Source organism: Pseudomonas sp. E315 (assembly GCF_055406205.1).
In genome coordinates, this window is sequence record NZ_JBUZPJ010000015.1 from 38,660 (window position 1) to 63,949 (window position 25,290).

General features: G+C 55.7%; 28 protein-coding genes. 17 read left to right on the top strand and 11 right to left on the bottom strand.

What is annotated here, in order from left to right; all coding sequences use genetic code 11:
- The first annotated feature begins 46 nt into the window (after nucleotides 1–46).
- The 5 genes from ACZRJQ_RS18600 (at nucleotide 47) to tldD (ending at nucleotide 8,476) form a co-directional block, all read left to right on the top strand.
- Nucleotides 47–652 carry a Maf family protein gene (locus tag ACZRJQ_RS18600; protein ID WP_463979794.1) on the top strand — a complete coding sequence of 202 codons (606 nt, stop codon included), beginning with the start codon at nucleotides 47–49 and terminating at the stop codon, nucleotides 650–652.
- 57 nt (nucleotides 653–709) lie between these two features.
- A complete protein-coding gene (rng, locus tag ACZRJQ_RS18605; protein WP_463979795.1) occupies nucleotides 710–2,167 on the top strand; it encodes a ribonuclease G in 1,458 nt (485 codons plus the stop codon).
- Nucleotides 2,168–2,243: 76 nt separating this feature from the next.
- The gene (locus tag ACZRJQ_RS18610; protein ID WP_463979796.1) at nucleotides 2,244–6,056 is read left to right on the top strand and encodes a YhdP family protein; all 3,813 of its coding nucleotides are present in this window, start codon (nucleotides 2,244–2,246) and stop codon (nucleotides 6,054–6,056) included.
- A gap of 69 nt (nucleotides 6,057–6,125) precedes the next feature.
- On the top strand, nucleotides 6,126–6,974 hold the full coding sequence (locus ACZRJQ_RS18615) for a carbon-nitrogen hydrolase family protein (protein ID WP_463979797.1): 849 nt from the start codon (nucleotides 6,126–6,128) through the stop codon (nucleotides 6,972–6,974).
- Nucleotides 6,975–7,033: 59 nt separating this feature from the next.
- Entirely contained in the window at nucleotides 7,034–8,476 is a 1,443-nt protein-coding gene (tldD, locus tag ACZRJQ_RS18620; RefSeq protein WP_463979798.1) for a metalloprotease TldD, read from the top strand.
- 44 nt (nucleotides 8,477–8,520) lie between these two features.
- Here the strand turns inward: tldD and yjgA are convergent, their stop codons facing one another.
- Nucleotides 8,521–9,042, bottom strand: coding sequence for a ribosome biogenesis factor YjgA (gene yjgA, locus ACZRJQ_RS18625; protein ID WP_463979799.1), 522 nt, complete (start codon nucleotides 9,040–9,042; stop codon nucleotides 8,521–8,523).
- A gap of 107 nt (nucleotides 9,043–9,149) precedes the next feature.
- Here yjgA and pmbA point away from each other — a divergent pair, with 107 nt between their 5' ends.
- The 6 genes from pmbA (at nucleotide 9,150) to ACZRJQ_RS18655 (ending at nucleotide 14,440) form a co-directional block, all read left to right on the top strand.
- The gene (pmbA, locus tag ACZRJQ_RS18630) at nucleotides 9,150–10,496 is read left to right on the top strand and encodes a metalloprotease PmbA (RefSeq protein WP_463979800.1); all 1,347 of its coding nucleotides are present in this window, start codon (nucleotides 9,150–9,152) and stop codon (nucleotides 10,494–10,496) included.
- Nucleotides 10,497–10,665: 169 nt separating this feature from the next.
- Complete coding sequence (locus ACZRJQ_RS18635; RefSeq protein ID WP_463979801.1) at nucleotides 10,666–11,061, top strand: FagA protein; 396 nt, start codon at nucleotides 10,666–10,668, stop codon at nucleotides 11,059–11,061.
- Nucleotides 11,054–12,430 carry a class II fumarate hydratase gene (locus ACZRJQ_RS18640; RefSeq protein WP_463979802.1) on the top strand — a complete coding sequence of 459 codons (1,377 nt, stop codon included), beginning with the start codon at nucleotides 11,054–11,056 and terminating at the stop codon, nucleotides 12,428–12,430. Before ACZRJQ_RS18635 ends, ACZRJQ_RS18640 begins: the two co-directional genes overlap by 8 nt.
- A gap of 27 nt (nucleotides 12,431–12,457) precedes the next feature.
- Nucleotides 12,458–12,907 carry a hypothetical protein gene (locus tag ACZRJQ_RS18645; RefSeq protein ID WP_463979803.1) on the top strand — a complete coding sequence of 150 codons (450 nt, stop codon included), beginning with the start codon at nucleotides 12,458–12,460 and terminating at the stop codon, nucleotides 12,905–12,907.
- Between the two features lies 1 nt (nucleotide 12,908).
- Entirely contained in the window at nucleotides 12,909–13,529 is a 621-nt protein-coding gene (locus ACZRJQ_RS18650; RefSeq protein WP_463979804.1) for a superoxide dismutase, read from the top strand.
- Nucleotides 13,530–13,546: 17 nt separating this feature from the next.
- Nucleotides 13,547–14,440, top strand: coding sequence for a ZIP family metal transporter (locus tag ACZRJQ_RS18655; protein WP_463979805.1), 894 nt, complete (start codon nucleotides 13,547–13,549; stop codon nucleotides 14,438–14,440).
- 120 nt (nucleotides 14,441–14,560) lie between these two features.
- On the opposite strand, the gene ACZRJQ_RS18660 is transcribed toward ACZRJQ_RS18655, so the two are convergent.
- The 10 genes from ACZRJQ_RS18660 to ACZRJQ_RS18705 form a co-directional block, all read right to left on the bottom strand.
- Nucleotides 14,561–14,833: an HPr family phosphocarrier protein gene (locus tag ACZRJQ_RS18660; RefSeq protein ID WP_463979806.1), complete on the bottom strand. Its 273-nt coding sequence runs from the start codon at nucleotides 14,831–14,833 to the stop codon at nucleotides 14,561–14,563.
- Nucleotides 14,834–14,849: 16 nt separating this feature from the next.
- A complete protein-coding gene (gene rapZ, locus ACZRJQ_RS18665) occupies nucleotides 14,850–15,707 on the bottom strand; it encodes an RNase adapter RapZ (RefSeq protein WP_463979807.1) in 858 nt (285 codons plus the stop codon).
- A gap of 2 nt (nucleotides 15,708–15,709) precedes the next feature.
- Nucleotides 15,710–16,174 carry a PTS IIA-like nitrogen regulatory protein PtsN gene (gene ptsN, locus ACZRJQ_RS18670; RefSeq protein ID WP_463979808.1) on the bottom strand — a complete coding sequence of 155 codons (465 nt, stop codon included), beginning with the start codon at nucleotides 16,172–16,174 and terminating at the stop codon, nucleotides 15,710–15,712.
- A 12-nt stretch (nucleotides 16,175–16,186) separates the two neighbouring features.
- A complete protein-coding gene (gene hpf, locus ACZRJQ_RS18675; RefSeq protein ID WP_463979809.1) occupies nucleotides 16,187–16,495 on the bottom strand; it encodes a ribosome hibernation-promoting factor, HPF/YfiA family in 309 nt (102 codons plus the stop codon).
- Nucleotides 16,496–16,570: 75 nt separating this feature from the next.
- Nucleotides 16,571–18,064, bottom strand: coding sequence for an RNA polymerase factor sigma-54 (locus ACZRJQ_RS18680; RefSeq protein WP_463979810.1), 1,494 nt, complete (start codon nucleotides 18,062–18,064; stop codon nucleotides 16,571–16,573).
- A gap of 181 nt (nucleotides 18,065–18,245) precedes the next feature.
- On the bottom strand, nucleotides 18,246–18,971 hold the full coding sequence (gene lptB / locus ACZRJQ_RS18685; protein ID WP_463979811.1) for an LPS export ABC transporter ATP-binding protein: 726 nt from the start codon (nucleotides 18,969–18,971) through the stop codon (nucleotides 18,246–18,248).
- Nucleotides 18,971–19,516 carry a lipopolysaccharide transport periplasmic protein LptA gene (gene lptA / locus ACZRJQ_RS18690; RefSeq protein WP_463979812.1) on the bottom strand — a complete coding sequence of 182 codons (546 nt, stop codon included), beginning with the start codon at nucleotides 19,514–19,516 and terminating at the stop codon, nucleotides 18,971–18,973. Before lptA ends, lptB begins: the two co-directional genes overlap by 1 nt.
- Complete coding sequence (lptC, locus tag ACZRJQ_RS18695) at nucleotides 19,503–20,075, bottom strand: LPS export ABC transporter periplasmic protein LptC (protein WP_463979813.1); 573 nt, start codon at nucleotides 20,073–20,075, stop codon at nucleotides 19,503–19,505. The genes lptA and lptC overlap by 14 nt, the downstream gene beginning before the upstream one ends.
- An 8-nt stretch (nucleotides 20,076–20,083) precedes the next feature.
- Nucleotides 20,084–20,608 (bottom strand): KdsC family phosphatase, encoded by a 525-nt coding sequence (locus ACZRJQ_RS18700; RefSeq protein WP_463979814.1) that lies wholly within the window; start codon nucleotides 20,606–20,608, stop codon nucleotides 20,084–20,086.
- Entirely contained in the window at nucleotides 20,608–21,582 is a 975-nt protein-coding gene (locus tag ACZRJQ_RS18705) for a KpsF/GutQ family sugar-phosphate isomerase (protein ID WP_463979815.1), read from the bottom strand. The genes ACZRJQ_RS18700 and ACZRJQ_RS18705 overlap by 1 nt, the downstream gene beginning before the upstream one ends.
- Before the next feature lie 304 nt (nucleotides 21,583–21,886).
- On the opposite strand from ACZRJQ_RS18705, the gene ACZRJQ_RS18710 reads away from it, so the two are divergent.
- From ACZRJQ_RS18710 to ACZRJQ_RS18735, 6 genes are all read left to right on the top strand, one after another.
- Complete coding sequence (locus ACZRJQ_RS18710; RefSeq protein ID WP_463979816.1) at nucleotides 21,887–22,696, top strand: ATP-binding cassette domain-containing protein; 810 nt, start codon at nucleotides 21,887–21,889, stop codon at nucleotides 22,694–22,696.
- Nucleotides 22,696–23,493, top strand: a complete 798-nt coding sequence (gene mlaE / locus ACZRJQ_RS18715; RefSeq protein WP_463979817.1) for a lipid asymmetry maintenance ABC transporter permease subunit MlaE — start codon at nucleotides 22,696–22,698, stop codon at nucleotides 23,491–23,493. The genes ACZRJQ_RS18710 and mlaE overlap by 1 nt, the downstream gene beginning before the upstream one ends.
- Nucleotides 23,493–23,960, top strand: a complete 468-nt coding sequence (gene mlaD / locus ACZRJQ_RS18720; protein WP_463979818.1) for an outer membrane lipid asymmetry maintenance protein MlaD — start codon at nucleotides 23,493–23,495, stop codon at nucleotides 23,958–23,960. Before mlaE ends, mlaD begins: the two co-directional genes overlap by 1 nt.
- Before the next feature lie 11 nt (nucleotides 23,961–23,971).
- Nucleotides 23,972–24,619 (top strand): MlaC/ttg2D family ABC transporter substrate-binding protein, encoded by a 648-nt coding sequence (locus ACZRJQ_RS18725; protein WP_463979819.1) that lies wholly within the window; start codon nucleotides 23,972–23,974, stop codon nucleotides 24,617–24,619.
- Nucleotides 24,616–24,921, top strand: coding sequence for an STAS domain-containing protein (locus ACZRJQ_RS18730; protein ID WP_463979820.1), 306 nt, complete (start codon nucleotides 24,616–24,618; stop codon nucleotides 24,919–24,921). The genes ACZRJQ_RS18725 and ACZRJQ_RS18730 overlap by 4 nt, the downstream gene beginning before the upstream one ends.
- 114 nt (nucleotides 24,922–25,035) lie before the next feature.
- Nucleotides 25,036–25,275 (top strand): BolA family protein, encoded by a 240-nt coding sequence (locus ACZRJQ_RS18735; RefSeq protein ID WP_003439919.1) that lies wholly within the window; start codon nucleotides 25,036–25,038, stop codon nucleotides 25,273–25,275.
- Nucleotides 25,276–25,290: the final 15 nt, after the last annotated feature.

Sequence of the window (25,290 nt, forward strand, 5' to 3'; positions counted from 1 at the left end):
CGCGAGCCATTTCCTGGTTTGTGCACTTTGACAGGGAGATGTCTCGATGACACCGCTTTATCTGGCCTCTGGCTCACCGCGCCGACGCGAGTTACTGACTCAAATTGGCGTGCCGTTCAGCGCAGTCAGCGCCGCCATCGATGAAACCCCTCTCCTGAATGAGTCCCCCGTGGCCTATGTGGAGCGCCTTGCACGTGAAAAGGCGCTCGCGGGGCGCGAGCAGTTGCGTGCATCAATATCGCACCACCACTTTTGTGTGTTGGGGGCTGATACGGCGGTGGTTTTGGATGACCGCATTCTCGGCAAACCTGTCGATCAGGCCGATGCTCTGGCCATGTTGATGGGATTATCCGGGCGCGAACATGAGGTGCTGACCGCCGTCGCTATTAATGATGCACAGCGCTGCGAAACCCGCGTAGTGCGCAGTCGTGTAACTTTCAGAACCATCAGTGAAGACGAAGCCAGCCGTTATTGGGCCAGCGGGGAGCCACACGATAAAGCCGGGGGCTACGCCATTCAGGGGTTGGCTGCGGTGTTTGTGGCCAACCTCAATGGCAGTTATTCCGCCGTCGTCGGCTTGCCCGTTTGCGAAACCGCAGAACTGCTCGGGCATTTCGGCATACCCTGTTGGCAAAACCTAATCGTGCGCTGAAATCTGCGCCCTACGTGACTTGGCACTAATGTGATGACGCCTGAACGAGACCCAGCCATGAGTGAAGAGATCCTGATCAACATCACGCCGATGGAATCGCGCGTGGCGGTGGTAGAGAACGGTGTTCTGCAAGAGGTGCATGTTGAGCGTACGCAGCGCCGTGGCATCGTAGGCAACATCTATAAAGGTAAGGTCGTCAGGGTTTTACCCGGCATGCAGGCTGCCTTTGTCGACATCGGTCTGGATCGTGCTGCCTTTATCCATGCCGCCGAGATTTCCCAGCGCGAAGGTCAGGCCGTTGAAAGCATCAGCGCGCTGGTGCATGAAGGCCAAAGCCTGGTGGTGCAAGTCACTAAAGACCCGATTGCTTCCAAAGGCGCGCGCCTGACAACGCAGCTGTCCATTCCTTCGCGTTATCTGGTGTACATGCCGCGTACCGCGCATGTCGGGATTTCGTTGAAGATCGAAGACGAAGCTGAGCGTGAACGCCTCAAGCAAGTCGTCAGCGACTGCGTGGCCCAAGAAGGCATTAAAGAAGCGGGCGGTTTTATCCTGCGCACAGCGGCTGAAGGTGCTGGGGCGGATGAGATCTTAATGGACATCCGTTATCTGCGCCGCTTGTGGGACCAGATCGGCGCGCAAATTAAAACGGTTGGCGCGCCTACTGTCATTTATGAAGATCTGGGGCTGGCGCTGCGCACGCTGCGTGATTTGGTCAGCCCGAAGATCGAGAAAATTCGGATTGACTCGCGAGAAACCTTCCAAAAAACCACGCAATTTGTCGCCGAGCTGATGCCGGAAATTGCTGATCGTCTGGAGCATTACCCCGGCGAGCGTCCGATCTTTGACTTGTACGGTGTAGAAGACGAGATCCAAAAGGCGCTGGACCGCAAGGTGCCACTCAAATCGGGTGGTTATCTGGTGGTTGACCCGGCAGAAGCCATGACCACCATCGACGTGAATACGGGTGCGTTTGTAGGCCATCGCAACCTTGAAGAAACCATCTTCAAGACTAACCTTGAAGCGGCGACAGCCATTGCGCGTCAACTGCGTCTGCGAAATCTGGGCGGGATCATCATCATCGACTTCATCGACATGGAAGATGAAGAGCACCAGCGTCAGGTGTTGCGCACACTTGAAAAGCAGCTTGAGCGTGATCACGCCAAGACCAACATCATCGGTATTACCGAGTTGGGACTGGTGCAAATGACGCGTAAGCGCACCCGCGAAAGTCTGGAGCAGGTGTTGTGCGAGCCGTGCGTGTGTTGTCAGGGCCGTGGCAAGCTGAAAACCCCTGAAACCATTTGCTACGAAATCTTCCGCGAAATTTTGCGTGAAGCACGGGCTTATCAAGCTGTGGGATATCGGGTGCTGGCCAACCAGAAAGTGGTTGACCGCCTGCTGGATGAAGAGTCTGGCAACGTAGCCGAGCTGGAAGGTTTTATCGGGCGTACGATTCGTTTTCAGGTCGAGACGATGTATTCCCAGGAACAATACGACGTGGTGCTGCTCTGAGGTACGTGACGTCGTATACGCTTAAAAAGGGGGCCCAAATGAGCCCCTTCTATCATTACTGAAGGGGCCACCTGACATGGAGCGTCTGACACGCTTTTTTGCCGCGCTGACCCGCTGGGGATTAAGTCTATGTGCGTTGCTGCTGGTGCTGACGGCGTTGTACGTCAGCCTCGGTCGTGAACTCACGCCACTCATTGCTGAATATCGCGTAGAGGTTCAAACCAAAGCTCGCGAAGCCTTGGGCATGCCGGTGACCATCGGCAGCCTTGAAGGTCGCTGGAGTGCAATGGCCCCGGTGTTATTGGTCCATGACGTAATGGTCGGTGAGGGCAACAGTGCCTTGCGTTTAGACGAGGTGAAAGTTGTCCCCGACGTATGGGGCAGTTTGCTGGCCCGAGACATACGTATTAGTCGTTTGCAGCTCAACGGCTTGCAGCTCAGCTTGCGTCAGGACAAAGACGGCCATTGGGCTCTCGAAGGTTTGCCCGTGCAAGACGATGCGCCACTGGACCCTGAGCAACTGCTTAATCAGTTGCAAAAAGTTGCGCGAGTTTCGTTACTCGACAGCCAGATCACGCTGGAGCCCTTCAAACAATCGCCGCTGACCCTGACCTATGTGGGGTTGACCCTAGATGTTGGAAGCTCGGATCAACGTTTGGACGCACGACTGACGTTGCCCGATGGCCAGCCCCTTTCCATGAGCATCCGAACACAGATTCAGGCCAGTCGCTGGCGTGAAGGTGCCGCCCAAGCCTACGTAAGCTTGCCGCAAAGTGATTGGGCGCGTTGGTTACCCGACAGCTTGGTTCAGCCGTGGACAGTGTCTGAGCTTAAAGCCGGGGGTGAATTTTGGCTCAACTGGGGCAATGGCACAGTCCAGAGTGCAGTGGCTCGTTTGAATGCGCCGAAACTGCGAGGCGCTTATGCCAAGCGCAAGGCTGAAACGCTTGAGAATCTGGCGTTGCATGCGTGGGCTCAGCGCAGCGAGCAAGGCTTTAAGGTCGTGCTCGATTCTCTGGCAATGGACATTGGCTCCAAACGCTGGGAAACCCGCCTGCAATTGCAGCAGTTTTTAGCACAAGACCCCACACAAGAACGCTGGCATGTGCAGGCTGATCGTCTGGACTTGACGCCGATTACGCCGCTAATGGATTCACTGGCGCCGGTGCCCGAAGCCGTCGCCAAGGTTATTGATCAACTCAAGGTCACAGGCAGTTTGCGTAACGTGCTGGCGGACTACCGACCTCACGAGACAGGCGATCAAAAACTCAGCTTTGCCGCCAACTTGCAGCAAGTAGGCTTTGATGCCACGCACGGCGCTCCGGCGGCGCGCAATGTCAGCGGTTCAATCAGCGGCGACTTGGGCAAGGGCGAACTGCGCCTGGACAGCAAAGACTTCTCTTTGCATCTGGCCCCGATCTTCGCCAAGCCTTGGCAGTATCTGCAAGCCAACGCCTTGCTCAAATGGACGCTGGATGCAAACAGCTTCACCCTGATTGCGCCCTATATCAAAGTGCTGGGGGAAGAAGGCAAGATTGCAGCTGACTTCTTGATCCGTATTCACATGGATCACTCATCGGAAGACTACATGGACCTGCGGGTCGGTCTGACCGATGGCGATGGACGCTTCACGACCAAGTACCTGCCGCAAGTATTAAGCCCGGCCCTGACGCAATGGTTGAGCACGGCGATCATCAAGGGCGCTGTGGAGGAGGGGTTCTTTCAGTACCAAGGCTCGCTCAGTCACGATGCCGTGGCGGCGGCGCGCAACATCAGCCTGTTCTTTAAGGTTCATGGAGCTGAACTGGCCTTTCAGCCGGGTTGGCCGCATGTGCGTAATGTGTCTGGTGATGTCTTTATTGAAGACAGCGGCGTGCGAATCATGGCCAGTAAAGGGCAGTTGCTCGACACCCAAGTGCGCGATGTAGCGGTCAATATTCCTCACGTTCCGAGCGGCAAAGTTAGCCACCTGTTTTTGGACGGCGATTTTGAGGGCGGATTGGGCGACGGCCTGAAAATCCTTCAGGAAGCCCCCATTGGTACGGCCTCGACCTTCGCCGGCTGGCAAGGTGACGGCTCGCTAAAAGGGCGTGTTGATCTTGATATCCCACTGGATAAAGGCGAAGAGCCCAAAATCCTGGTGGACTTCAAAACCGATAAGGCACGTTTGAAAATTAGCGATCCCGAGCTGGAGTTGACTCAACTGAAAGGCGATTTTCGCTTTGACAGTGCCAAAGGGTTGAGCGGCAAAGCGATCACGGCCCGCGCATTTGACCGGCCCATCAACGCGCAGATTTTTGCGGAGGGTAAGCCGGGTAGTCCCAGTACCCGTGTGGTGGCCAATGGTCAGGTTGGGGTTAAAAAGCTGACTGACTGGCTGAAGTTCAAACAGCCGATTCCGGTCACGGGCGATCTGCCCTATCAGTTGCAACTCACGCTGGACGGCGCAGATAGTCAGATGCGGGTCAGCTCTAACCTTAAAGGCGCAGTGATTGACCTGCCTGCACCTTTTGGTCTGGCAGCCAACGAAAGCCGCGACAGTGTATTTCGCATGACCTTGCAGGGGGCTGAGCGTCGTTATTGGTTTGATTATGGCAATTTGGTCAACCTGACCTTTGCCGCGCCCAATGGCAAGTTTGAACAAGGCCGCGGGGAGTTGTTTCTGGGGGATGGCACTGCGGTGCTGCCCGCCAGCAAGGGCTTGCGTATTCGCGGCGTGCTGTCGCAGCTGGATGTTGCGCCGTGGCAGGCTTTGGTTGAGCGCTACGCGGGCAATGATCCAGGAGGCAGCGCCAAGCAGTTGCTTGGCAGCGCTGACTTTAAGGTGGGCAAGTTAATCGGTTTTGGCACGCAGCTCGATCAGGTTCATTTGGTCATGAAACGCAATGCGGCCTCTTGGGCGCTGCAAATTGACAGCAAGCAAGCCTTGGGCGCAGTGACGCTACCCGATGCCAAGAACGCCCCGATTGTCGTAACGATGCAAAGTATTCGCATACCTGCCTCTGACCCTAAAGCGGTGACTGACGAGAATGCTCCTGACCCACTGGCTTCAGTTAACCCGCGCAGCATTCCGGCGCTGGATATTCTGATTCGTCAGTTGTATTTGGGACCTGACTTGTTAGGCGCTTGGTCGTTGAAAATTCGTCCGACCAGTCGCGGTATTCAACTCAACACGCTCAACTTGGGGCTCAAAGGCTTACTGCTTGAAGGTTCGGGTGGCTGGGAAGGCCTGCCCGGCGCCACCAACAGTTGGTACAAGGGCCGCCTTGGCGGGCGCAACTTAGGTGACGTGCTTAAAAACTGGGGCTTTGCGCCGAGTGTCACCAGCGATAACTTTCATGTCGATGTGGACTGTAAGTGGCCAGGCTCACCTGCCTGGATTGCCCTTAAACGGTTCTCAGGGACGCTGGATGCTTCATTGAACAAAGGCCAGTTTGTTGAAGTGGACGGCAGTGCTCAAGTGCTGCGTATTTTTGGCCTGCTGAACTTTAACTCCATCGGTCGGCGACTGCGTCTGGACTTCTCGGACCTGTTCGGTAAAGGTCTGAGTTATGACCGTGTGAAGGGTTTTCTCAATGCCAACAACGGCGTTTACAGCACCGCCACGCCGATTCTGATGACAGGCCCTTCAACCAACCTTGAACTTAATGGCACGCTGAATATGGTGACCGATCAGGTTAACGCCAAGTTGCTGGTAACACTGCCGGTGACCAATAACTTGCCGATAGCCGCTTTGTTGGTAGGCGCTCCGGCAGTGGGTGGCGCACTGTTTTTGATCAACAAACTGATCGGTGATCAGGTTTCGCGTTTTGCCAGCGTGCAATACAGCATTCAAGGCCCGTGGACTGACCCGAAAATCACCTTCGACAAGCCTTTTGAGAAGCGCTAGGAGTAGCATGGCATCGGCATCAATCCTAGTAGGTGTCGGCGCTTGTCATATGTCCATCGGGAGTACGCCATGTCGCTTGCAGTGATTCAAATGGTTAGCCAGAGCGATGTGCTGGCTAACTTGATTCAGGCGCGCCGTTTGCTGGAGCGCGCGGCAGAGGCTGGCGCACAGTTGGCGGTATTGCCTGAAAATTTCGCGGCGATGGGGCGTCGAGATATCGCGGATATCGGTCGCGCAGAGGCTGCAGGCCAAGGGCCGATCTTGCCGTGGTTGAAACAGACCGCTCGCGACCTCAAGTTATGGATAGTTGCCGGGACGTTGCCTCTACCGCCAGAAGGTCAGCCGACTGCCAAGGTGAATGCCTGTTCGTTGCTGATTAACGCAGACGGCGAGCCTGTGGCGCGTTATGACAAGCTGCATCTATTTGACGTGGACGTGTCAGATAATCGTGGCCGCTACCGAGAATCTGATGACTATGCTCAGGGTGAGCGTGTTGTGGTTGCTGACACGCCTGTGGGCAAGCTGGGTCTGAGCGTGTGTTACGACTTGCGCTTTCCGGAGTTGTACAGCGAGTTACGCGCAGCCGGAGCTGAATTGATTACCGCACCTTCGGCGTTTACGGCAGTCACAGGGGCGGCGCATTGGGACGTTCTGATTCGGGCACGGGCTATCGAAACCCAATGTTATGTGTTGGCGGCGGCTCAAGGTGGTGTGCATCCTGGCCCACGTGAAACCTTTGGACATGCTGCGATTATCGACCCTTGGGGGCGGGTGCTGGCAGAGCAAGCGCAAGGTGAAGGCGTATTGCTGGCCGAGCGCGACAGTACAGAACAAGCGGCCATCAGGGCGCGCATGCCGGTGGTCAGCCACCGGCGCTTTTTTTCGCAGGGCGCACAGCGACCTGCAACGCAAGGCTAATTCAGGCCCGTGGGTTCAGTGCTCAAAGACGCTGAAACAGGGGCCAAGACGGAGTGAATATGAGCGAGTTGTTGACCTCAGTCAGCGAACACCTGTTGGCACCGGGCGGTGTCACGATCGAAAACCTGCAGTCGGTGCTGGGCGATTTGGCCGGGCCGGGTATTGATGCAGCCGACTTGTACTTTCAGGGCCAGATTTCCGAGTCGTGGGCGTTGGAAGACGGGATCGTTAAAGAAGGCAGTTTCAACCTCGATCAGGGCGTGGGCGTACGTGCTCAGTCTGGCGAGAAAACCGGTTTTGCTTACAGCAACGCGATCACGCTGGAGGCTCTGGGCTTGGCAGCACGGGCTGCGCGCTCTATCTCCCGCGCGGGTCAAAATGGCACTGTGCAGGCGTTCACCACCCAAGATGTTGCTCAGTTGTATGCGCCAGATAACCCGCTGGAAGTCATCAGCCGTGCTGAAAAGGTCGAGTTGCTCAAGCGTGTCGATGCAGCCACTCGTGCCCTTGATCCGCGCATTCAGCAAGTTACGGTGAGCATGGCTGGTGTGTGGGAGCGTATTTTGGTCGCCTCTACCGATGGCGGTTTGGCAGCCGATGTGCGGCCTTTGGTACGTTTTAATGTCAGCGTGATCGTTGAGCAAAATGGTCGCCGTGAACGTGGCGGGCACGGCGGTGGCGGGCGTACCGACTATCGTTATTTCCTGACTGACGACCGCGCTATGGGCTATGCCCGTGAAGCATTGCGCCAGGCGCTGGTTAACCTTGAAGCCGTGCCAGCCCCTGCGGGCACGATGCCAGTGGTGCTGGGTTCTGGCTGGTCGGGTGTGTTGTTGCACGAAGCCGTGGGTCATGGGTTGGAAGGTGACTTTAATCGCAAGGGCAGTTCGGCCTACAGCGGGCGCATGGGCGAAATGGTTGCTTCCAAACTGTGCACCATCGTTGATGACGGTACTTTGGCAGGGCGCCGGGGTTCGTTGACTGTGGACGATGAAGGCACCCCGACCGAGTGCACCACGCTGATCGAAAACGGCGTACTCAAGGGTTATATGCAGGACAAACTCAATGCTCGGCTGATGGGCGTAGCCCGCACGGGCAATGGTCGTCGTGAGTCGTATGCACACTTGCCAATGCCACGCATGACCAACACTTACATGTTGGGCGGGCAGAGTGATCCGGCTGAAATCATCGCCTCGGTGAAAAAGGGCATCTACTGCGCCAACTTGGGTGGCGGGCAGGTGGACATCACCAGCGGCAAGTTTGTGTTCTCCACCAGCGAGGCGTACCTGATCGAGGACGGCAAAATCACTCGGCCAGTCAAAGGCGCGACCCTGATTGGCAACGGGCCGGAAGCAATGAGCAAGGTGTCGATGGTGGGCAATGACCTGTCGCTGGACAGCGGCGTGGGCACGTGTGGCAAGGATGGGCAGTCGGTGCCGGTGGGCGTTGGTCAGCCAACCCTGAAAATTGACGCGATTACCGTGGGCGGTACTGGCGGTTGATGGGAAGCGGATGGGTTGCGGGGCAACCCATCCGCGAACGAGCGTTAACGCAAGCCGCGTTGCGTCTCGTCCAACCCACGAATGTACTTGAACAATTTGCGGCTTGAGGCCGGCGCCTTGTTATGAGCCAGCTCGTGTTTGGCCTGACGCACGATCGAACGCAATTGCTGGCGATCGGCTTCAGGGAACTCGGCGACAAATTTTTCCAGTACATCGTCATCGCCTTCGATCAGGCGATCACGCCAGCGTTCGAGGCCATGAAAACGTTCGTTGTATTGACGAGAAGAGGCATCCACTTGATCGAGCATTGCAAGAATTTCGTCGATCGGTTGATCGCGCATCAGCTTGCCGATGAACTGGATATGCCGCTTGCGCGCAATATTAGCCGTGTGTTTTGGAGCATCTGCCAAGGCTCGGCGCATAGCGTCGGTCAAAGGCATTTTGTTCAGCAAATCAGGCTTGATCGTCGTGAGACGCTCGCCCAGATCAACCAGAGCATGAAGCTCTTTTTTGACCTGTGTTTTGCTTTTTTCGCCGTCGAAGGCGTCGTCGTAAGAATCAACCATGGTGGCAGTCCGCAAAGAAACGCCGCCATGATAACCAGTCGGGGGCCACTTGTCCGGCCCGGTCGCTCGGCGGCCCTACCGAAAACAGAATTTGAGTGGAGAAAACCATGAGTGCAGTACAAAGCGTCGGCCCGCAGGCCTTGCCGGCACTGCAAGAGCAGGTCGAGCAAATCATCGCCGAAGCCAAGCGTCAGGGCGCTAGCGCCTGCGAAGTGGCGGTGTCGCTTGAGCAGGGCCTGTCGACTTCTGTACGTCAGCGCGAAGTTGAAACCGTTGAGTTCAATCGTGACCAGGGTTTTGGCATTACGCTCTATGTGGGGCAGCGCAAGGGGTCGGCCAGCACGTCGGCCACAGGCCCTGATGCTATTCGCGAAACAGTGGCGGCAGCGCTGGCGATTGCCAAGCACACCTCTGAAGACGAAAGCTCGGGCTTGGCCGATGCCAGTTTGATGGCGCGCGACTTGAAAGACTTCGATGTGTTCCACACTTGGGACATCACGCCAGAGCAAGCCATCGAGCAAGCATTGGCCTGTGAAGCGGCTGCCTTTGAGGCCGATAGCCGGATCAAAAACGCAGATGGCACAACCCTTAGCACCCATCAGGGCTGCCGGGTCTATGGCAACAGTAATGGCTTTATCGGCGGTTCAGCGTCGACTCGTCACAGCCTCAGCTGCGTGATGATCGCCGAAGGCGACGGCCAGATGCAGCGCGACTACTGGTATGACGTTAATTGTCAGGGCGAGTTGTTGATGGACGCTGCCACGATTGGTCAGCGTGCCGCCGAGCGTGCTGCGCGTCGTTTGGGCGCGCGCCCCGTGCCGACCTGTGAAGTGCCGGTTTTGTTTTCGGCTGAATTGGCCGGTGGCTTGTTCGGCAGCTTTTTGGGGGCGATCTCGGGCGGCAACTTGTATCGCAAGTCGTCTTTCTTGTTGGACGCGATGGGCCAGCAGATTTTCCCTGAGTGGTTGACGCTGGATGAGCGCCCGCACTTGATGCGCGCGATGGGCAGTTCGTCGTTTGATAACGATGGTCTGGCGACTTATGCCAAGCCGTTTATCAAAGATGGCGAGTTGGTGTCGTACATATTGAGTACTTACTCAGGCCGCAAGCTGGGCATGCCAAGCACTGCTAACGCCGGTGGCGTACATAACCTGTTTGTGACTCACGGTGATGAAGATCAGGCTGCGTTGATTCGTCGTATGGGGCGCGGTTTGTTTGTCACTGAGCTGATGGGCAGTGGCTTAAACATGGTGACAGGTGATTACTCCCGTGGTGCGGCGGGCTTCTGGGTCGAGAATGGCGAGATCCAGTTCCCGGTTCAGGAAGTGACCATTGCCGGCAATATGCGCGACATGTTCAAGCAGATTGTGGCCGTGGGTAATGACTTGGAACTGCGCAGCAACATCCGCACCGGCTCGGTGTTGATTGAGCGCATGATGGTTGCAGGCAGCTAAATCTGCCGTGTGCCACACCAAGGCGTATCACCTGATGAGGGGATACGCCTTTTTTGTGTGCGCGGCTCCCGCAAGTTGAACGATGGGTTCAGGCCTTATCCTTTCGCAGGGTTGTTTTGATAATCAATATCGCCTAATAATGAATCTCATTATCGAGCGAGCCTAGGTCATGAGTTCTGCGTTGCATGAGGGGCCTTATCTAGAAAGTTGGCGTTGGATGAGCCGTCAGATCCGTTGTGGTCTGGCGCCAGACGAACCGCGCCTGATTGAGCACTATCTGGCCGAAGGCCGTTACCTTGCCTGCTGCACCACTACCTCTACCTGGACAATTGCCGCTACCTCGTTTCGGCTTTTGCTGGACACCGCGAGCGACCCCGCATTGCCTTGGCATTGGCGCAGCCTGTGTCTTGATCAAGCATGGCGCCCGCTGCGCGACCTCGAAACTCAAGCGCTTTGTACTTGCCGGCTCAAACGCTGGCAAAGCTTTGCCTGGCAACTGGCGACGTGCGAGTTGCTGCCTTCCATTCCACTTGAAGAACTGGTGCAAGGATTTCCCGATGAATAACACCCGTATCGAACGTGACAGCATGGGCGAGTTGCGCGTACCGGAAGCCGCGTTATATGGCGCCCAAACCCAGCGTGCGGTCGATAACTTCCCGATCAGTCATCAACGTATGCCTGCGCAATTCATTCGCGCACTGATTCTGGCCAAAGCCGCCGCTGCCCAAGCCAACGTTGAACTCAAACAAATCAGCGAGGCACAGGGCAAGGCTATCGTCGAGGCGACGCAGATCTTGCTGGCAGGTGATTTTATGGAGCATTTTCCGGTCGATATATTCCAGACCGGCTCAGGCACCAGCTCCAACATGAACGCCAACGAAGTGATTGCTACCTTGGCCACGCGTGTACTCGGTGAGTCGGTCAATCCGAACGATCATGTCAATTGCGGGCAAAGCAGCAATGACATTATCCCGACCACCATTCACGTCAGTGCGGCGCTTGGGCTGCATGAGCAGTTGTTACCAGCGCTGACGCACCTGGTGCAGGTGATTGAGCGCAAGGCTGAGCAGGTTCACCAGTACGTTAAAACGGGCCGTACCCATTTAATGGATGCGATGCCAGTGCGCATGAGCCAGGTACTCAATGGGTGGGCGCAACAGCTCAAGGCCAATATTGAGCACCTGCATAACCTGCAACCAGCGTTGCAATCGCTGGCGCAGGGCGGCACAGCGGTGGGCACCGGGATTAACGCACACCCGCAATTTGCCGGGTTGTTCAGTCAGCAACTCAGCGCACTGACCCACATCACGTTCACGCCGGGCAAAGACCTCTTTGCTTTGATCGGCTCGCAAGACACCGCGGTGGCTGTGTCAGGGCAACTCAAAGCCACGGCCGTGTCGTTGATGAAAATCGCTAACGACCTGCGCTGGATGAACTCGGGCCCACTGGCCGGTTTGGGCGAAATTGAACTAGAAGCTTTGCAGCCGGGCTCATCAATCATGCCGGGCAAAGTGAACCCGGTTATCCCGGAAGCCACGGCAATGGTTGCCGCACAGGTGATAGGCAACGATTCGGTGATCACCATTGCGGGCCAGTCAGGCAACTTCGAGTTAAACGTGATGTTGCCGGTGATTGCCCAAAACCTGCTGAGCAGCATTGAACTGCTGGCCAACGCCAGTCGGCTGCTGGCTGACAAGGCCATTGCCAGCTTTAAGGTCAACGAGGCCAAGCTCAAAGAAGCGCTGTCACGTAACCCCATTCTGGTGACGGCACTGAACCCTATCATCGGTTATCAAAAAGCGGCTGAAATCGCTAAGACGGCCTATCAACAAGGTCGCCCAGTGATTGATGTCGCCCTCGAATACACCGACCTGTCACGTAGCCAGCTTGAAGATTTGCTTGACCCCGAGAAGCTGACAGCAGGCGGCGTTTAACGTATCGACACTGCTTTGGAGGTTCACATGGAGCACTGGAAACGCACGATCGAAAGAGCCAATCGCTGTTTCGCCGAGGGCGAGCTGGTCGATGCACGAGAGCATTACTTGCAGGCGCTTGCGCTGGCTCAAGTGTTGTTTGAGCGCTGGAGTGATGCCGACGAAGCAGTGGCTGCGTGTGTTATTTCACACCACAACCTTGCCGATCTGCACCTGCGCCTCAGCCAGCCGGAGGAGAGCGTTGAGTATTTGTGCGCGATTCATCAGCGCTTATTACTGACCATGCAAAACGCTCGTCTGACGCCTGAGCTGCGTGAGGCAGCATTTCGACAGAGCAGCAAAACTTACGTCGAACTTTTGAACTTCATCAGTGAGCACGGTGAGTATCCACGCTCCAGCTTATTGCTCAAAAGCAACGTGGCTCAATCCAGCCACACACTTTCAAGTGTCAGCAGCCATCATCCAGGAGCACATTGATATGACTTTTACTTTGCCTGCCTTGCCTTATGCGTACGACGCGCTTGAGCCGCATATTGATGCTCAGACCATGGAAATTCACTACACCAAGCATCACCAGACCTACATCAACAACCTCAACGCGGCGGTGGAAGGGACTGAGTGGGCGCAATGGCCCGTGGAAAAACTGGTCGCCAGTGTTCATCAATTGCCCGAAAAATTACGGGCCGCCGTTATCAACCAAGGCGGTGGGCACGCCAACCATTCGTTGTTTTGGGAAGTCATGAGCCCCAAAGGGGGCGGCAAACCAGACGGCGCATTAGCCAAGGCGATCGATGAGCAACTGGGCGGCCTGGACGCATTTAAAGAGGCGTTCACCAAGGCGGCCTTAACCCGCTTTGGCAGTGGCTGGGCATGGTTGAGTGTGACCCCGCAAAAAACCTTGGTAGTTGAAAGCAGCGGCAATCAGGACAGCCCTCTGATGAATGGCAATACGCCAATCCTGGGTCTGGACGTATGGGAGCACGCGTATTACCTGCGCTATCAGAACCGCCGTCCGGAATACATCAATGCGTTTTACAACGTGATCAACTGGCCTGAAGTTGCGCGGCGCTATCAGGCGGCACTGACCCAAGCCCAATAAAAGGATTAGCGCTGATTATGGGCACGCAAATATTAGCGGTCACCGGTGTGCGGATGTTTCGCTATGCACTGGGTTCGCTCTTGCTGTTGGCGGGCACAGCGTTACTGGTGGCCAAGGGATTGGTCTGGCTGGATCTTGAACCTAAATTGTTGCGGGCGTTACAGGGCGGTGCGCTTTGCGCGTTAGGCACCGCGCTTGGCGCTGTCCCGGTGTTGGTTATCCGCAAAATGCCCGTGGCTGTCAGCGACACCTTGCTGGGTTTTGGTGCGGGGGTGATGTTAGCGGCGACGGCGTTTTCGTTGATTGTGCCGGGCATTGCTGCGGCGCAGAACCTTGGCCTGTCATCCTGGGGCTCAAGCGGGCTGATCAGTGCGGGCATCCTGCTCGGGGCTTTTTGCCTGTTTATGGTTGATCGAAAAGTGTCGGGTCTGGGGCCGCAAATGTTTACCCAGCACCCTGATGAGCCTGTCATTGCGCCGCGGATTTGGCTGTTTGTCATTGCGATTGTGGCGCACAACATTCCTGAGGGGATGGCTGTTGGTGTGTCAGCAGGCGGCGGCATGCCAGATGCGGACAGCTTGGCGATGGGGATTGCGTTGCAAGATGTGCCGGAAGGGTTGGTGATTGCGCTGGTGCTGGCTGGCGCTGGTATGTCGCGGGTCAAAGCGTTCTTGATTGGCGCTGCATCAGGTTTGGTCGAACCGGTATTTGCATTGCTCTGTGCCTGGTTGGTCAACTTGGCTGAAGTGTTATTGCCAATGGGCTTGGCGCTGGCAGCAGGGGCAATGTTATTGGTTGTGACGCAAGAGGTGATCCCGGAGTCGAGGCGCAATGGACACGAAAAACTGGCCAGCCTGGGATTGTGTGTGGGCTTCTGCTTGATGATGGTGATGGACACGGCGCTGGGGTAGCGGCTGTCAATCTCATGTAATGGCGGGCGCAGGCTGCGATAAGGTCGGGCTCAAGAGTGCGAGCGCAGCGCATTCAATTGAAGCCTGCGCCAGCGGCTACATGGCTACACATTGAGTGAGTTACTCACCTTCGTCGAAGTAGTTGTTGATCAGCGCAGCCAAAGCGTCCAGCGCTTCTTGCGCTTGCTCGCCTTCGGTTTTCAGGTGGATGGTGGTGCCTTTGCCTGCGGCGAGCATCATCATGGCCATGATGCTCTTGCCATCAACCATCGAATCGGGTGTGCGACCCGCCCTGATCTGGCATGGATACTTGCCTGCGATACCGACGAACTTTGCGGATGCCCGGGCGTGTAAGCCCAGCTTGTTGATGATTTCAATTTCCAGTGCGGGCATCGCAGGGTTGATCCTTTTAAATAAGGTCGCGGTGGCGAACCTGAACGTTTTTAAGGGCTTCTTGCAGGCACTTGCCCAAGCGTTCCGTCAGGTAAACCGAGCGGTGATGCCCACCTGTGCAGCCGATGCCGATCGTGACGTAAGCGCGATTGCTGGCAGCAAAGCGGGGCAGCCACTTTAGCAAGTAACTGGAGATGTCCTGAAACATTTCTTCGACGTCAGGTTGTGCTGCAAGGTAGTCAGCCACGGGCTGATCCAGGCCGGACTGCTCCCGCAGTTCGGGCTTCCAATACGGATTGGGCAGGCAGCGTACGTCAAACACCAGATCAGCATCGACAGGCATACCACGCTTGAATCCAAAGGACTCAATTAAAAAAGCGGTGCCGGGCTCTGGCTTGTTTAGCAGGCGCAACTTGATGGTGTCGCGCAACTGATAAAGGTTCAGATTGGTGGTGTTAATGGTCAGGTCGGCCAAGTCGACAATCGGCCCCAGCAAGTGAGTTTCGTCGCGAATGGCCTCGGCCAGCGATCGGCTTGCGCTGCTGAGTGGGTGGCGGCGACGTGTTTCCGAGAAGCGCTTGAGCAGGGTCTCTTCGTCGGCATCCAGGTACAGAACATCGCACTGGATATGCCGATTGCGGACTTCTTCAAGTAACTGCGGAAAGCGCGACAAGTGGCTCGGCAGGTTGCGCGCATCAATAGATACGGCCACCAGCGGCTGGGCCAGTTCAGTGTGAATCAACGCCCTCTCGGCCAGCTCTGGCAATAAGCCGGCTGGCAGGTTGTCGATGCAATAGAAACCACTGTCTTCGAGGACGGCGAGGGCAGTACTTTTACCGGAGCCTGAGCGGCCGCTGACAATGACTAAGCGCATGATTAATGACCGTTCTGTACGTCCAGAACAACCTGATACAGCGCTTCGTTGCTGGATGCTGCACGCAGTCTTTCGCGCACGTCTTTACGATCGAGCATGCTGGCAATCTGCCGGAGCAGTTCCAGGTGTGCATCGGTTGCCGCTTCTGGCACCAGCAAAATGAAAAGCAGGTCGACCGGCGCGCCATCGATGGCGTCGAAATCTATGGGAGCGTCAAGGTGCAGTAAGGCGCTAACAGGCGACTCACACCCCTTGAGGCGGCAGTGGGGGATAGCGATGCCGTTACCAAAACCGGTGGAACCCAGTTTTTCACGGGCAATAAGGCTCTCAAAAACATCTTGCTTATCCAGACTAGGCACTTCGCGGCCGATCAGGTTGGCAATTTGTTCGAGAACTTTCTTTTTGCTGCCGCCCGGCACGTTCACCAAGGAACGGCCGGGGGTCAGGATATTTTCAAGTCGAATCATGGGTTGGGGGTATTAACGACCGGTCGCGCCTTGAAGCAGGCTTACGGTCTTTTCCTTATGCTTTTTCAGTTGGCGATCAAGCTTGTCGGTGAGGCTGTCGATGGCGGCATACATGTCTTCATGCACGGCATTGGCGACAACCTCTCCGCCGGGAATATTCAGAGTGGCTTCGATTTTCTGTTGCAGCTTTTCAACAGAGAGAATCACCTGCACGTTGGTGATTTTGTCGAAGTGACGCTCTAATCGGTCGAGTTTTTCGCCGATGTAGGTGCGCAGCGGTTCGGTAACTTCCAGATGCTGTCCACTGATGTTGACTTGCATACAGTTTCTCCTTTGATGCCATTGCACAAAGTGGCAGGCCGACAAGCCTGCCACTGAAACGCTGTGGCCCGTTGCTTACATCAAACGCTTACGCTCGCTGGACGGCGCAATCCCAAGGGATTCGCGGTATTTGGCGACCGTGCGACGGGCTACCTGAATGCCTTGTGCCTCCAGTAAACCAGCGATCTTGCTGTCACTCAACGGCTTTTTCTGATTTTCAGCGGCGACCAGTTTTTTGATGATTGCGCGAATGGCTGTAGACGAGCATTCGCCGCCTTCAGAGGTGCTCACGTGGCTGGAAAAAAAGTACTTCAATTCATAAATACCGCGTGGGGTATGCATGAATTTTTGCGTAGTGACCCGCGAAATAGTTGATTCGTGCATGCCAACTGCCTCAGCAATGTCATGCAAAACCAAAGGCTTCATGGCCTCGTCGCCGTATTCCAGAAAGCCGCGTTGATGCTCGACGATTTGGGTGGCCACTTTCATTAAGGTTTCGTTGCGGCTTTGCAGACTTTTGATAAACCAGCGAGCTTCTTGCAACTGATTGCGCATAAAAGTGTTGTCGGCACTGGTGTCGGCCCGGCGCACAAAACCTGCGTATTGCGGGTTAACTCGCAGGCGTGGCACAGACTCTTGGTTGAGTTCTACCAGCCAGCGATCGTTGTCCTTGCGTACGATGACGTCAGGCACGACATATTCGGCTTCGCTGGATTCGATCTGTGAGCCTGGACGCGGGTTTAAGCTTTGCACCCGTTCAATTACCTGACGCAGCTCGTCTTCCTTGAGCTTCATGCGGCGCATCAATTGGCTGTAGTCGCGAGCGCCCAGCAGATCGATGTAGTCGGTGACCAATCGCTTGGCTTCGTTCAGCCAAAGGGTTGTTTCGGGTAGCTGGCGTAATTGCAGCAGCAGGCATTCGCCCAGATTGCGTGCGCCAATACCTGCCGGTTCAAATTGTTGAATTCGGTGCAGCACGGCTTCGATCTCATCAAGCTCAATGTCCAGCTCAGGATCGAAAGCTTCGAGAATCTCTTCGAGGGTTTCGTCGAGATAGCCCTGATTGTTGATGCAGTCGATGAGTGTTACGCCGATCAGGCGATCGGTGTCAGACATGGGGGCCAGGTTCAATTGCCAGAGCAAATGACTTTGCAGGCTTTCGCCCGCCGAGGTTCGGGTGGTGAAGTCCCACTCGTCATCGTCGTTGCTGGGCAAACTGCTGGCGCTGGTCTGATAAACGTCTTCCCACGCAGTATCGACGGGCAGCTCATTGGGTATGCGTTCATTCCATTCGCCTTCTTCCAGGTTGTCCACGGTTGGGGCGGACTCTTGGTAGGAGGGTTCTTGAACGTCGTTATTGGGTTTTTGCTCGATGTTGTCGGCCAATGGATCTGCGTTATCGAAGTCGTCGCCTTCTTCCTGGCGTTCGAGCATCGGGTTGGACTCCAGGGCTTCCTGGATTTCCTGTTGCAGGTCGAGGGTCGACAATTGGAGCAGGCGGATGGCCTGTTGCAGCTGCGGTGTCATCGTCAGCTGCTGGCCCATTCTCAGGACTAGCGATGGTTTCATGGCAGGGGCTTAACACCTTATTCGCCGGCGCACATGGCGCCATCCACTACAGGGCGCGTGAGCGCCAAACTTAAGCAAATTATATGCCTGAAACCGATGCGTTTGCCTAGAGCGCTTTGGCAATTAAAAATCTGTGGATTTTAGGTTGGCCTATTCGCTCCAGACCACGCAGTGCCCTGGATTACAGGCGGAACTCATGACCCAAGTACACTTCTCTCACCAAATCGTTGGCCAAAATGGTTTCAGCATCACCTTCAGCAATCAGTTGTCCGTCGTTAACGATGTAGGCTGTTTCGCAAATATCGAGGGTTTCACGAACGTTGTGATCGGTGATCAGTACGCCAATGCCCTTGGCTTTGAGGTGGTAGATGATTTGCTTGATGTCGCCCACGGAGATGGGGTCAACGCCCGCAAAGGGCTCATCGAGCAGGATGAACTTGGGTGCGGTTGCCAATGCGCGGGCAATTTCTACGCGACGACGCTCGCCACCGGACAGGCTCATGCCGAGGTTGTCGCGGATGTGATTGATATGGAATTCCTGCAACAGGCCTTCCAACTCTTTACGACGACCAGCCTTGTCGAGTTCTTTGCGCGTTTCGAGAATCGCCATGATGTTATCGGCGACTGACAGCTTGCGAAAAATCGACGCTTCTTGCGGCAGATAACCAATGCCGGCGCGAGCACGGCCGTGCATAGGTTGGTGGCTGACGTCCAGATCATCGATCAGTACGCGACCTTGATCGGCCTGCACCAGGCCTACAATCATATAGAAGCAGGTGGTCTTGCCCGCACCGTTAGGGCCGAGCAAACCAACGATCTGCCCGCTGTCGATCGACAGGCTGACATCACGCACCACCTGACGGCTCTTGTAGCTTTTAGCCAAATGCTGGGCTTTCAGAGTTGCCATTACTGGGCCTTCTGCGCGTCAGTTTTTTTCTTCGGTTGAATCACCATGTCGATGCGCGGACGAGGCGCAGTCACATTGCTGCCATTGGCTCGGCCAGCATTGGCGACTTGTTTCACCGTGTCGTAGACGATTTTCTCGCCTTCGGTGGTGTTGCCATCGTTGATAACCTTGGCTTTGTCGATCAGCACGATGCGGTTTTGCGGCGCATGGTATTGAATGGTCACGGCATAGGCCTGAACCGGTTTAGGGTCTGTGGCTTTTTGCAGTTGCTCGAAGTAGGCCAAGTTACCAACAGACGTCACCACATCAATTTCACCTGCAGCGTTACGGGTGATAGTGACGGTGTTACCTGTAATTTTCATCGAACCCTGAGTGATGATTACATCGCCCTTGTAGGTTGCGACGCCTTGTTTGTCATCCAGCTGAGCTTCGTTAGCCTGAATGCGGATAGGCTGTTCGGTGTCGTTCGGCAGAGCCCAGGCGCTCACGCTTCCCAGTGCTGCGCTCAAGCTGAGCAATAAAGGGAGGGTTTTAACGAGACTCATACTGTCCTCTTACGTTGGACAGCAGGTCCATCCTGCCGTCTTTCAAATATGCTTTCATTCCCTTGCCAGTCGTCACGCCGCCAGCGCCGTCGATTCTAACGTCTCGATCGGTCTGCGCATATTGCTTCTGTGGGAATACTGTCATGCGGGTGCTGGTAATAATCAGCGTGCGATTTTGTTCGTCAGTGCGAGCCACGCGTACCGAGTCAATCAGTTCAACTTCGGTGCCATCGGCGTTCACCTCGCCGCGTTCGCTTTGAACGTGCCACGGGAAGGTTGTGCCGCGATACATTTGCAGGTCGGGGTTGGTCAGCAGGGTGACTTCGGAGGCTTGCAGGTGCTCAAGCTTGTCGGAGGTCATCTCATACTGCAACTTGCCGTCCGGCAGGTATTGCAGGCTATGGGCATTGGTCGCGAAGTAATCGATAGCGTTTTTATCGACAGCCACAACGGGTTTGTCGAGAAAGCGTTGCGGGCTGATGTTCCAGTAACCCACCGCTGCGAACAACGCCGCGATGACTGTAAACAGCCCAATGTTGCGAATTTTTTTACTCAGCATAGAACGCTCTATAGGTAGGCGGCATGGGCGGCATCCAGACGGCCTTGGGCCTGCAGGATCAGCTCACAAAATTCGCGGGCAGCGCCTTCGCCGCCGCGTGCCTGAGTAACGCCGTGGGCGTGCTCTCGAACAAAACTGGCAGCGTTGGCAACTGCCATGCCCAAACCAACACGGCGTATCACCGGCAGGTCTGGCAGATCATCACCCAAATAGGCGACCTGTTCATAGCTTAGGTTGAGTTGGCCGAGAAGCTCGTCCAGCACCACCAATTTATCTTCTCGGCCCTGATACAGGTGAGGGATGCCCAGATTGTGTGCGCGACGCTCGACCACAGGTGTTTTGCGGCCACTGATGATTGCCGTTTGCACCCCAGCGGCCATCAGCATTTTTATGCCTTGCCCGTCGAGCGTGTTGAAGGTTTTAAACTCGCTGCCATCTTCAAGGAAGTACAGACGACCGTCGGTCAGCACGCCGTCTACGTCGAAAATGGCAAGTTTGATGTTTTTACCGCGTTTAAGCAGTTCGCTGGACATTACATTACTCCTGCGCGCAGCAAGTCGTGCATGTTCAAGGCGCCCACCGGGCGGTCTTCCTTGTCAACAACAACCAGCGAGCTGATTTTGTGGTCTTCCATGATTTTTAAGGCTTCAGCAGCAAGCATGTCAGCCCGCGCTGTTTTGCCATGAGGTGTCATTACTGCGTCGATGGTTGCGCTGCGCACATCAATCTCGCGATCCAGGGTGCGACGCAGGTCGCCGTCAGTGAAGATCCCGGCCAAGCGTCCGTCTTGTTCAATAACGACCGTCATGCCCAAACCTTTATGGGTCATTTCCATCAATGCTTCTTTAAGCAGAGTGCCGCGTACCACTTGCGGCAACTCGTCACCCGAGTGCATGACGTTTTCGACTTTAAGCAGCAAGCGACGACCCAGCGCACCGCCCGGGTGCGAAAAGGCAAAGTCTTCAGCGGTAAAGCCACGGGCTTCGAGCAGCGCAATGGCAAGCGCATCGCCCAGCACCAGGGTTGCCGTGGTGGAGGATGTAGGGGCCAAGTTCAGCGGGCAGGCTTCTTGTGCAATGCTGGCGTCAAGGCTCACATCGGCGGCTTTGGCCAGCGGCGATTGTGGGTTGCCAGTCATGCTGATCAGTTGGATACCCAAGCGTTTAATCAGCGGCAGTAAGGTCACGATTTCGGCGGTTGTGCCGGAGTTGGACAGCGCGAGGATGATGTCATCGCGGGTAATCATGCCCATGTCGCCATGACTGGCTTCGGCCGGATGTACAAAAAAAGCCGTGGTGCCGGTGCTGGCCAGGGTGGCAGCAATTTTATTGCCGATGTGCCCGGACTTGCCCATCCCAACCACGACTACCCGGCCTTTGCTGGCTAGAATCATCTCGCAAGCGCGTACGAAATCTGCGTCGATACGAGTCAGTAAGCTTTGTACAGCTTCCAGTTCGAGGCGGATGGTGCGTTGGGCAGATTGAATCAGGTCGCTGGATTGGCTCATGTTTGAAGTCGGGTAGCCTGAGAAAAGGCAGCGATTATAGCGGTTATGTGCAAAACCCTCACGTTAGATCGTCGTGCTTTGTTGTCTCATGCAACAAAGAGGCACAGAGGGGATGAGATATTGACTTGATTTTATTGCCTTGAACCTGAATTGAACCTTAATGGGCACTCCTTCGGCCTTGGGCGGTCAGTATCAGCAGTGATATAGTTCGCCGCCAGTTCGGCCCGCTCAAGGAACGCGTGCTTCTTTATTAAGAAGCTTGGTGTCCGGGTGAGAGGCAGAGGCTGCATCGCAAGGAGTTTAGATGAGTGCCGATAACGCCTACGCGGTCGAGCTGAAGGGCGTCTCCTTCAAGCGCGGTACGCGCAGCATCTTCAATAACGTCGATATTCGAATTCCACGTGGCAAAGTCACGGGAATCATGGGGCCTTCCGGCTGCGGCAAGACCACCCTTTTGCGCTTGATGGGAATGCAACTGCGTCCCAGCAGCGGTGAGGTGTGGGTCAACGATCAGAACCTGCCGACGCTGTCGCGCAGCGATTTGTTCGATGCTCGCAAGCATATGGGCGTGCTGTTTCAGAGCGGTGCCCTGTTTACCGATCTGGATGTATTCGAGAACGTTGCCTTCCCGCTGCGGGTTCATACCGAGCTGCCGGAAGAAATGATCCGCGACATCGTGCTGCTTAAACTGCAGGCGGTAGGGCTACGCGGTGCCATTGATCTGATGCCAGACGAGTTGTCCGGAGGCATGAAGCGCCGTGTAGCGCTGGCGCGAGCCATTGCTCTTGATCCGCAAATCCTGATGTATGACGAGCCGTTTGTCGGCCAGGACCCAATTGCTATGGGTGTGCTGGTACGACTGATTCGTCTGCTCAATGATGCGTTAGGGATCACCAGTATTGTGGTTTCTCACGATTTGGCCGAAACAGCGAGTATCGCCGACTATTTATATGTGGTCGGGGATGGTCAGGTGCTGGGGCAGGGTACGCCGCAAGAGCTGATGAACGCCGATAACCCGCGCATTCGTCAGTTCATGACGGGCGACCCCGATGGCCCGGTTCCGTTTCACTTTCCGGCGTCGGACTACCGAACCGATCTTCTGGGGAAGCGCTGATGCGCAAACAATCAATTATGGACCGCGTCGGATTGTTCGGGCGGGCCGGGATCGACATTGTCTCGGTACTGGGGCGTTCGACGATTTTCCTGTTTCACGCATTGCTGGGGCGTGGCGGTCTTGGCGGTGGGTTTGGGCTGTTGCTCAAACAACTGCACTCCGTAGGCGTCATGTCGCTGGTGATTATTGTGGTTTCCGGCGTATTCATCGGCATGGTATTGGCGCTGCAAGGCTTCAGTATCTTGTCCAGTTACGGTTCCGAGCAGGCGGTAGGGCAAATGGTTGCCTTGACCCTGTTACGTGAGCTGGGGCCAGTGGTGACTGCGCTGTTGTTCGCCGGGCGAGCCGGGTCTGCATTGACCGCTGAAATCGGCAACATGAAATCGACCGAGCAACTGTCCAGCCTGGAAATGATTGGGGTCGACCCACTGAAGTACATCATCGCGCCACGTTTGTGGGCCGGGTTTATCTCCCTGCCCATACTGGCGATGATTTTCAGCGTGGTCGGAATCTGGGGTGGTTCATGGGTGGCGGTGGACTGGTTGGGCGTCTACGACGGTTCTTACTGGGCCAACATGCAGAACAGCGTGACCTTCAATGGTGACGTGCTTAACGGGATCATCAAAAGCATCGTCTTTGCTTTTGTGGTGACCTGGATTGCCGTGTTTCAAGGTTATGACTGCGAGCCCACTTCAGAGGGGATCAGCCGTGCCACTACCAAGACCGTGGTGTATGCCTCTTTGGCTGTACTCGGGCTGGACTTTATTTTGACCGCCTTGATGTTTGGAGATTTCTGATGCAAAACCGCACCATGGAAATCGGTGTCGGCCTGTTCCTGCTGGCTGGCATCCTGGCTTTGCTATTGCTCGCCCTTCGGGTCAGTGGACTGTCCCCGACCGCCAGCAACGACACCTATAAGTTGTATGCCTATTTCGACAATATTGCCGGCCTGACCGTGCGCGCCAAGGTCTCTATGGCGGGTGTCACTATCGGTAAAGTTACAGCCATTGACCTGGATCGTGACAACTTCACAGCTCGCGTCACGCTGCAAATTGAAAAGCAAGTGGATAACCTGCCGACTGATTCGACAGCGTCTATCCTCACAGCAGGCCTGCTGGGCGAGAAGTACATCGGTATCAGCGTGGGCGGGGAAGACACCCTGCTCAAAGACGGCGGAACGATTCACGACACGCAATCGTCACTGGTTCTTGAAGACCTGATCGGCAAGTTCCTGCTCAATACCGTTAGCAAAGACGCCAAATAAGGAGTGTTTTGATGATTTCTCTCTTGCGCCGTGGCCTGCTGGTGATTCTGGCGGCAGCACTTCCGTTGATGGCAAATGCTGCACCGGGGCAATCGGCCCATGACATTGTGTCGGATACCACGACTCGATTGCTGGCAGATCTTGCTGCCAATAAAGAAGAGTACAAGCAGAACCCAAGTAAGTTTTACGATGCCTTGAACAGCATCGTCGGGCCTGCGGTGGACGTGGAAGGTATTTCCAAAAGCATCATGACCGTGAAGTATTCGCGCAAGGCGACGCCTGCGCAAATGCACCGCTTTGAAGAAAACTTCAAACGCAGCCTGATGCAGTTCTATGGCAATGCCTTGCTCGAATTCAAGAATCAGGGCATCACCGTTGGGCCAGCCAAAGATGAAAGCGGCGATCGCACCAGCGTCGACATGACCGTCAAGGGCGACAACGGGGCCATTTATCCTCTGTCCTATACCCTTAACAAGGTTAACGGCGAGTGGAAAGTGCGCAACGTGATCATCAATGGCATCAATATTGGCAAGCTGTTCCGTGACCAGTTCGCCGATGCCATGCAACGCAATGGCAACAACCTGGATGCAACCATCGATGGTTGGGCTGGCGAAGTGGCCAAAGCGAAAGAAGTGACCGATAAGGCCATTGAAAAATGAGTGACGCCGCCGTCACCCTGGCGGGTGAGAGCGAGTTGCGCCTCAGCGGTGTGCTCGACTACCAGACCGGGCCGCGCTTGCGCAAGGAAGGTCAGGCGCTAATCAATAAAGCCTTGGCTAAAACCTTGGTGGTAGATTGCTCGGCGGTTACCAAATCCAGCAGCGTCGGTTTGTCGCTGTTGCTGTGCTTCATGCGTGATGCACAAGCCTTGAACAAGCCATTGAGCATTCGTGCGATGCCCGAAGACATGCGCGAAATCGCTCAGGTTTCGGGTTTGACCGAGCTGTTGGCACATCATTAATAGCCACTTATAGAGAGGCCCCCCGTCAGAGTCCTGTTATCCGGGGTTCGCAGGCGCGGGGCTTTTTTGTATGATGGCCGACCCGCGCGCGTTGGGCGCCGATTGAGGTTGAGCATGCAGGCCGTAGAAGTGAAGAGCTTTCTTGAGGGAAAGCTGCCTGGAACCCAGGTAGAAGTTGAGGGCGAAGGCTGCAACTTTCAGCTGAACGTGATTAGTGACGAACTGGTGGCCTTGAGCCCGGTTAAGCGTCAACAAAGCATCTATGCCCATTTGAACCCGTGGATCGCTGATGGCAGCATCCATGCGGTCACTATGAAATTCTTCAGCAGCGCGGCCTGGGCCGAGCGCACCTGAGCCCCCTGAGCCCAT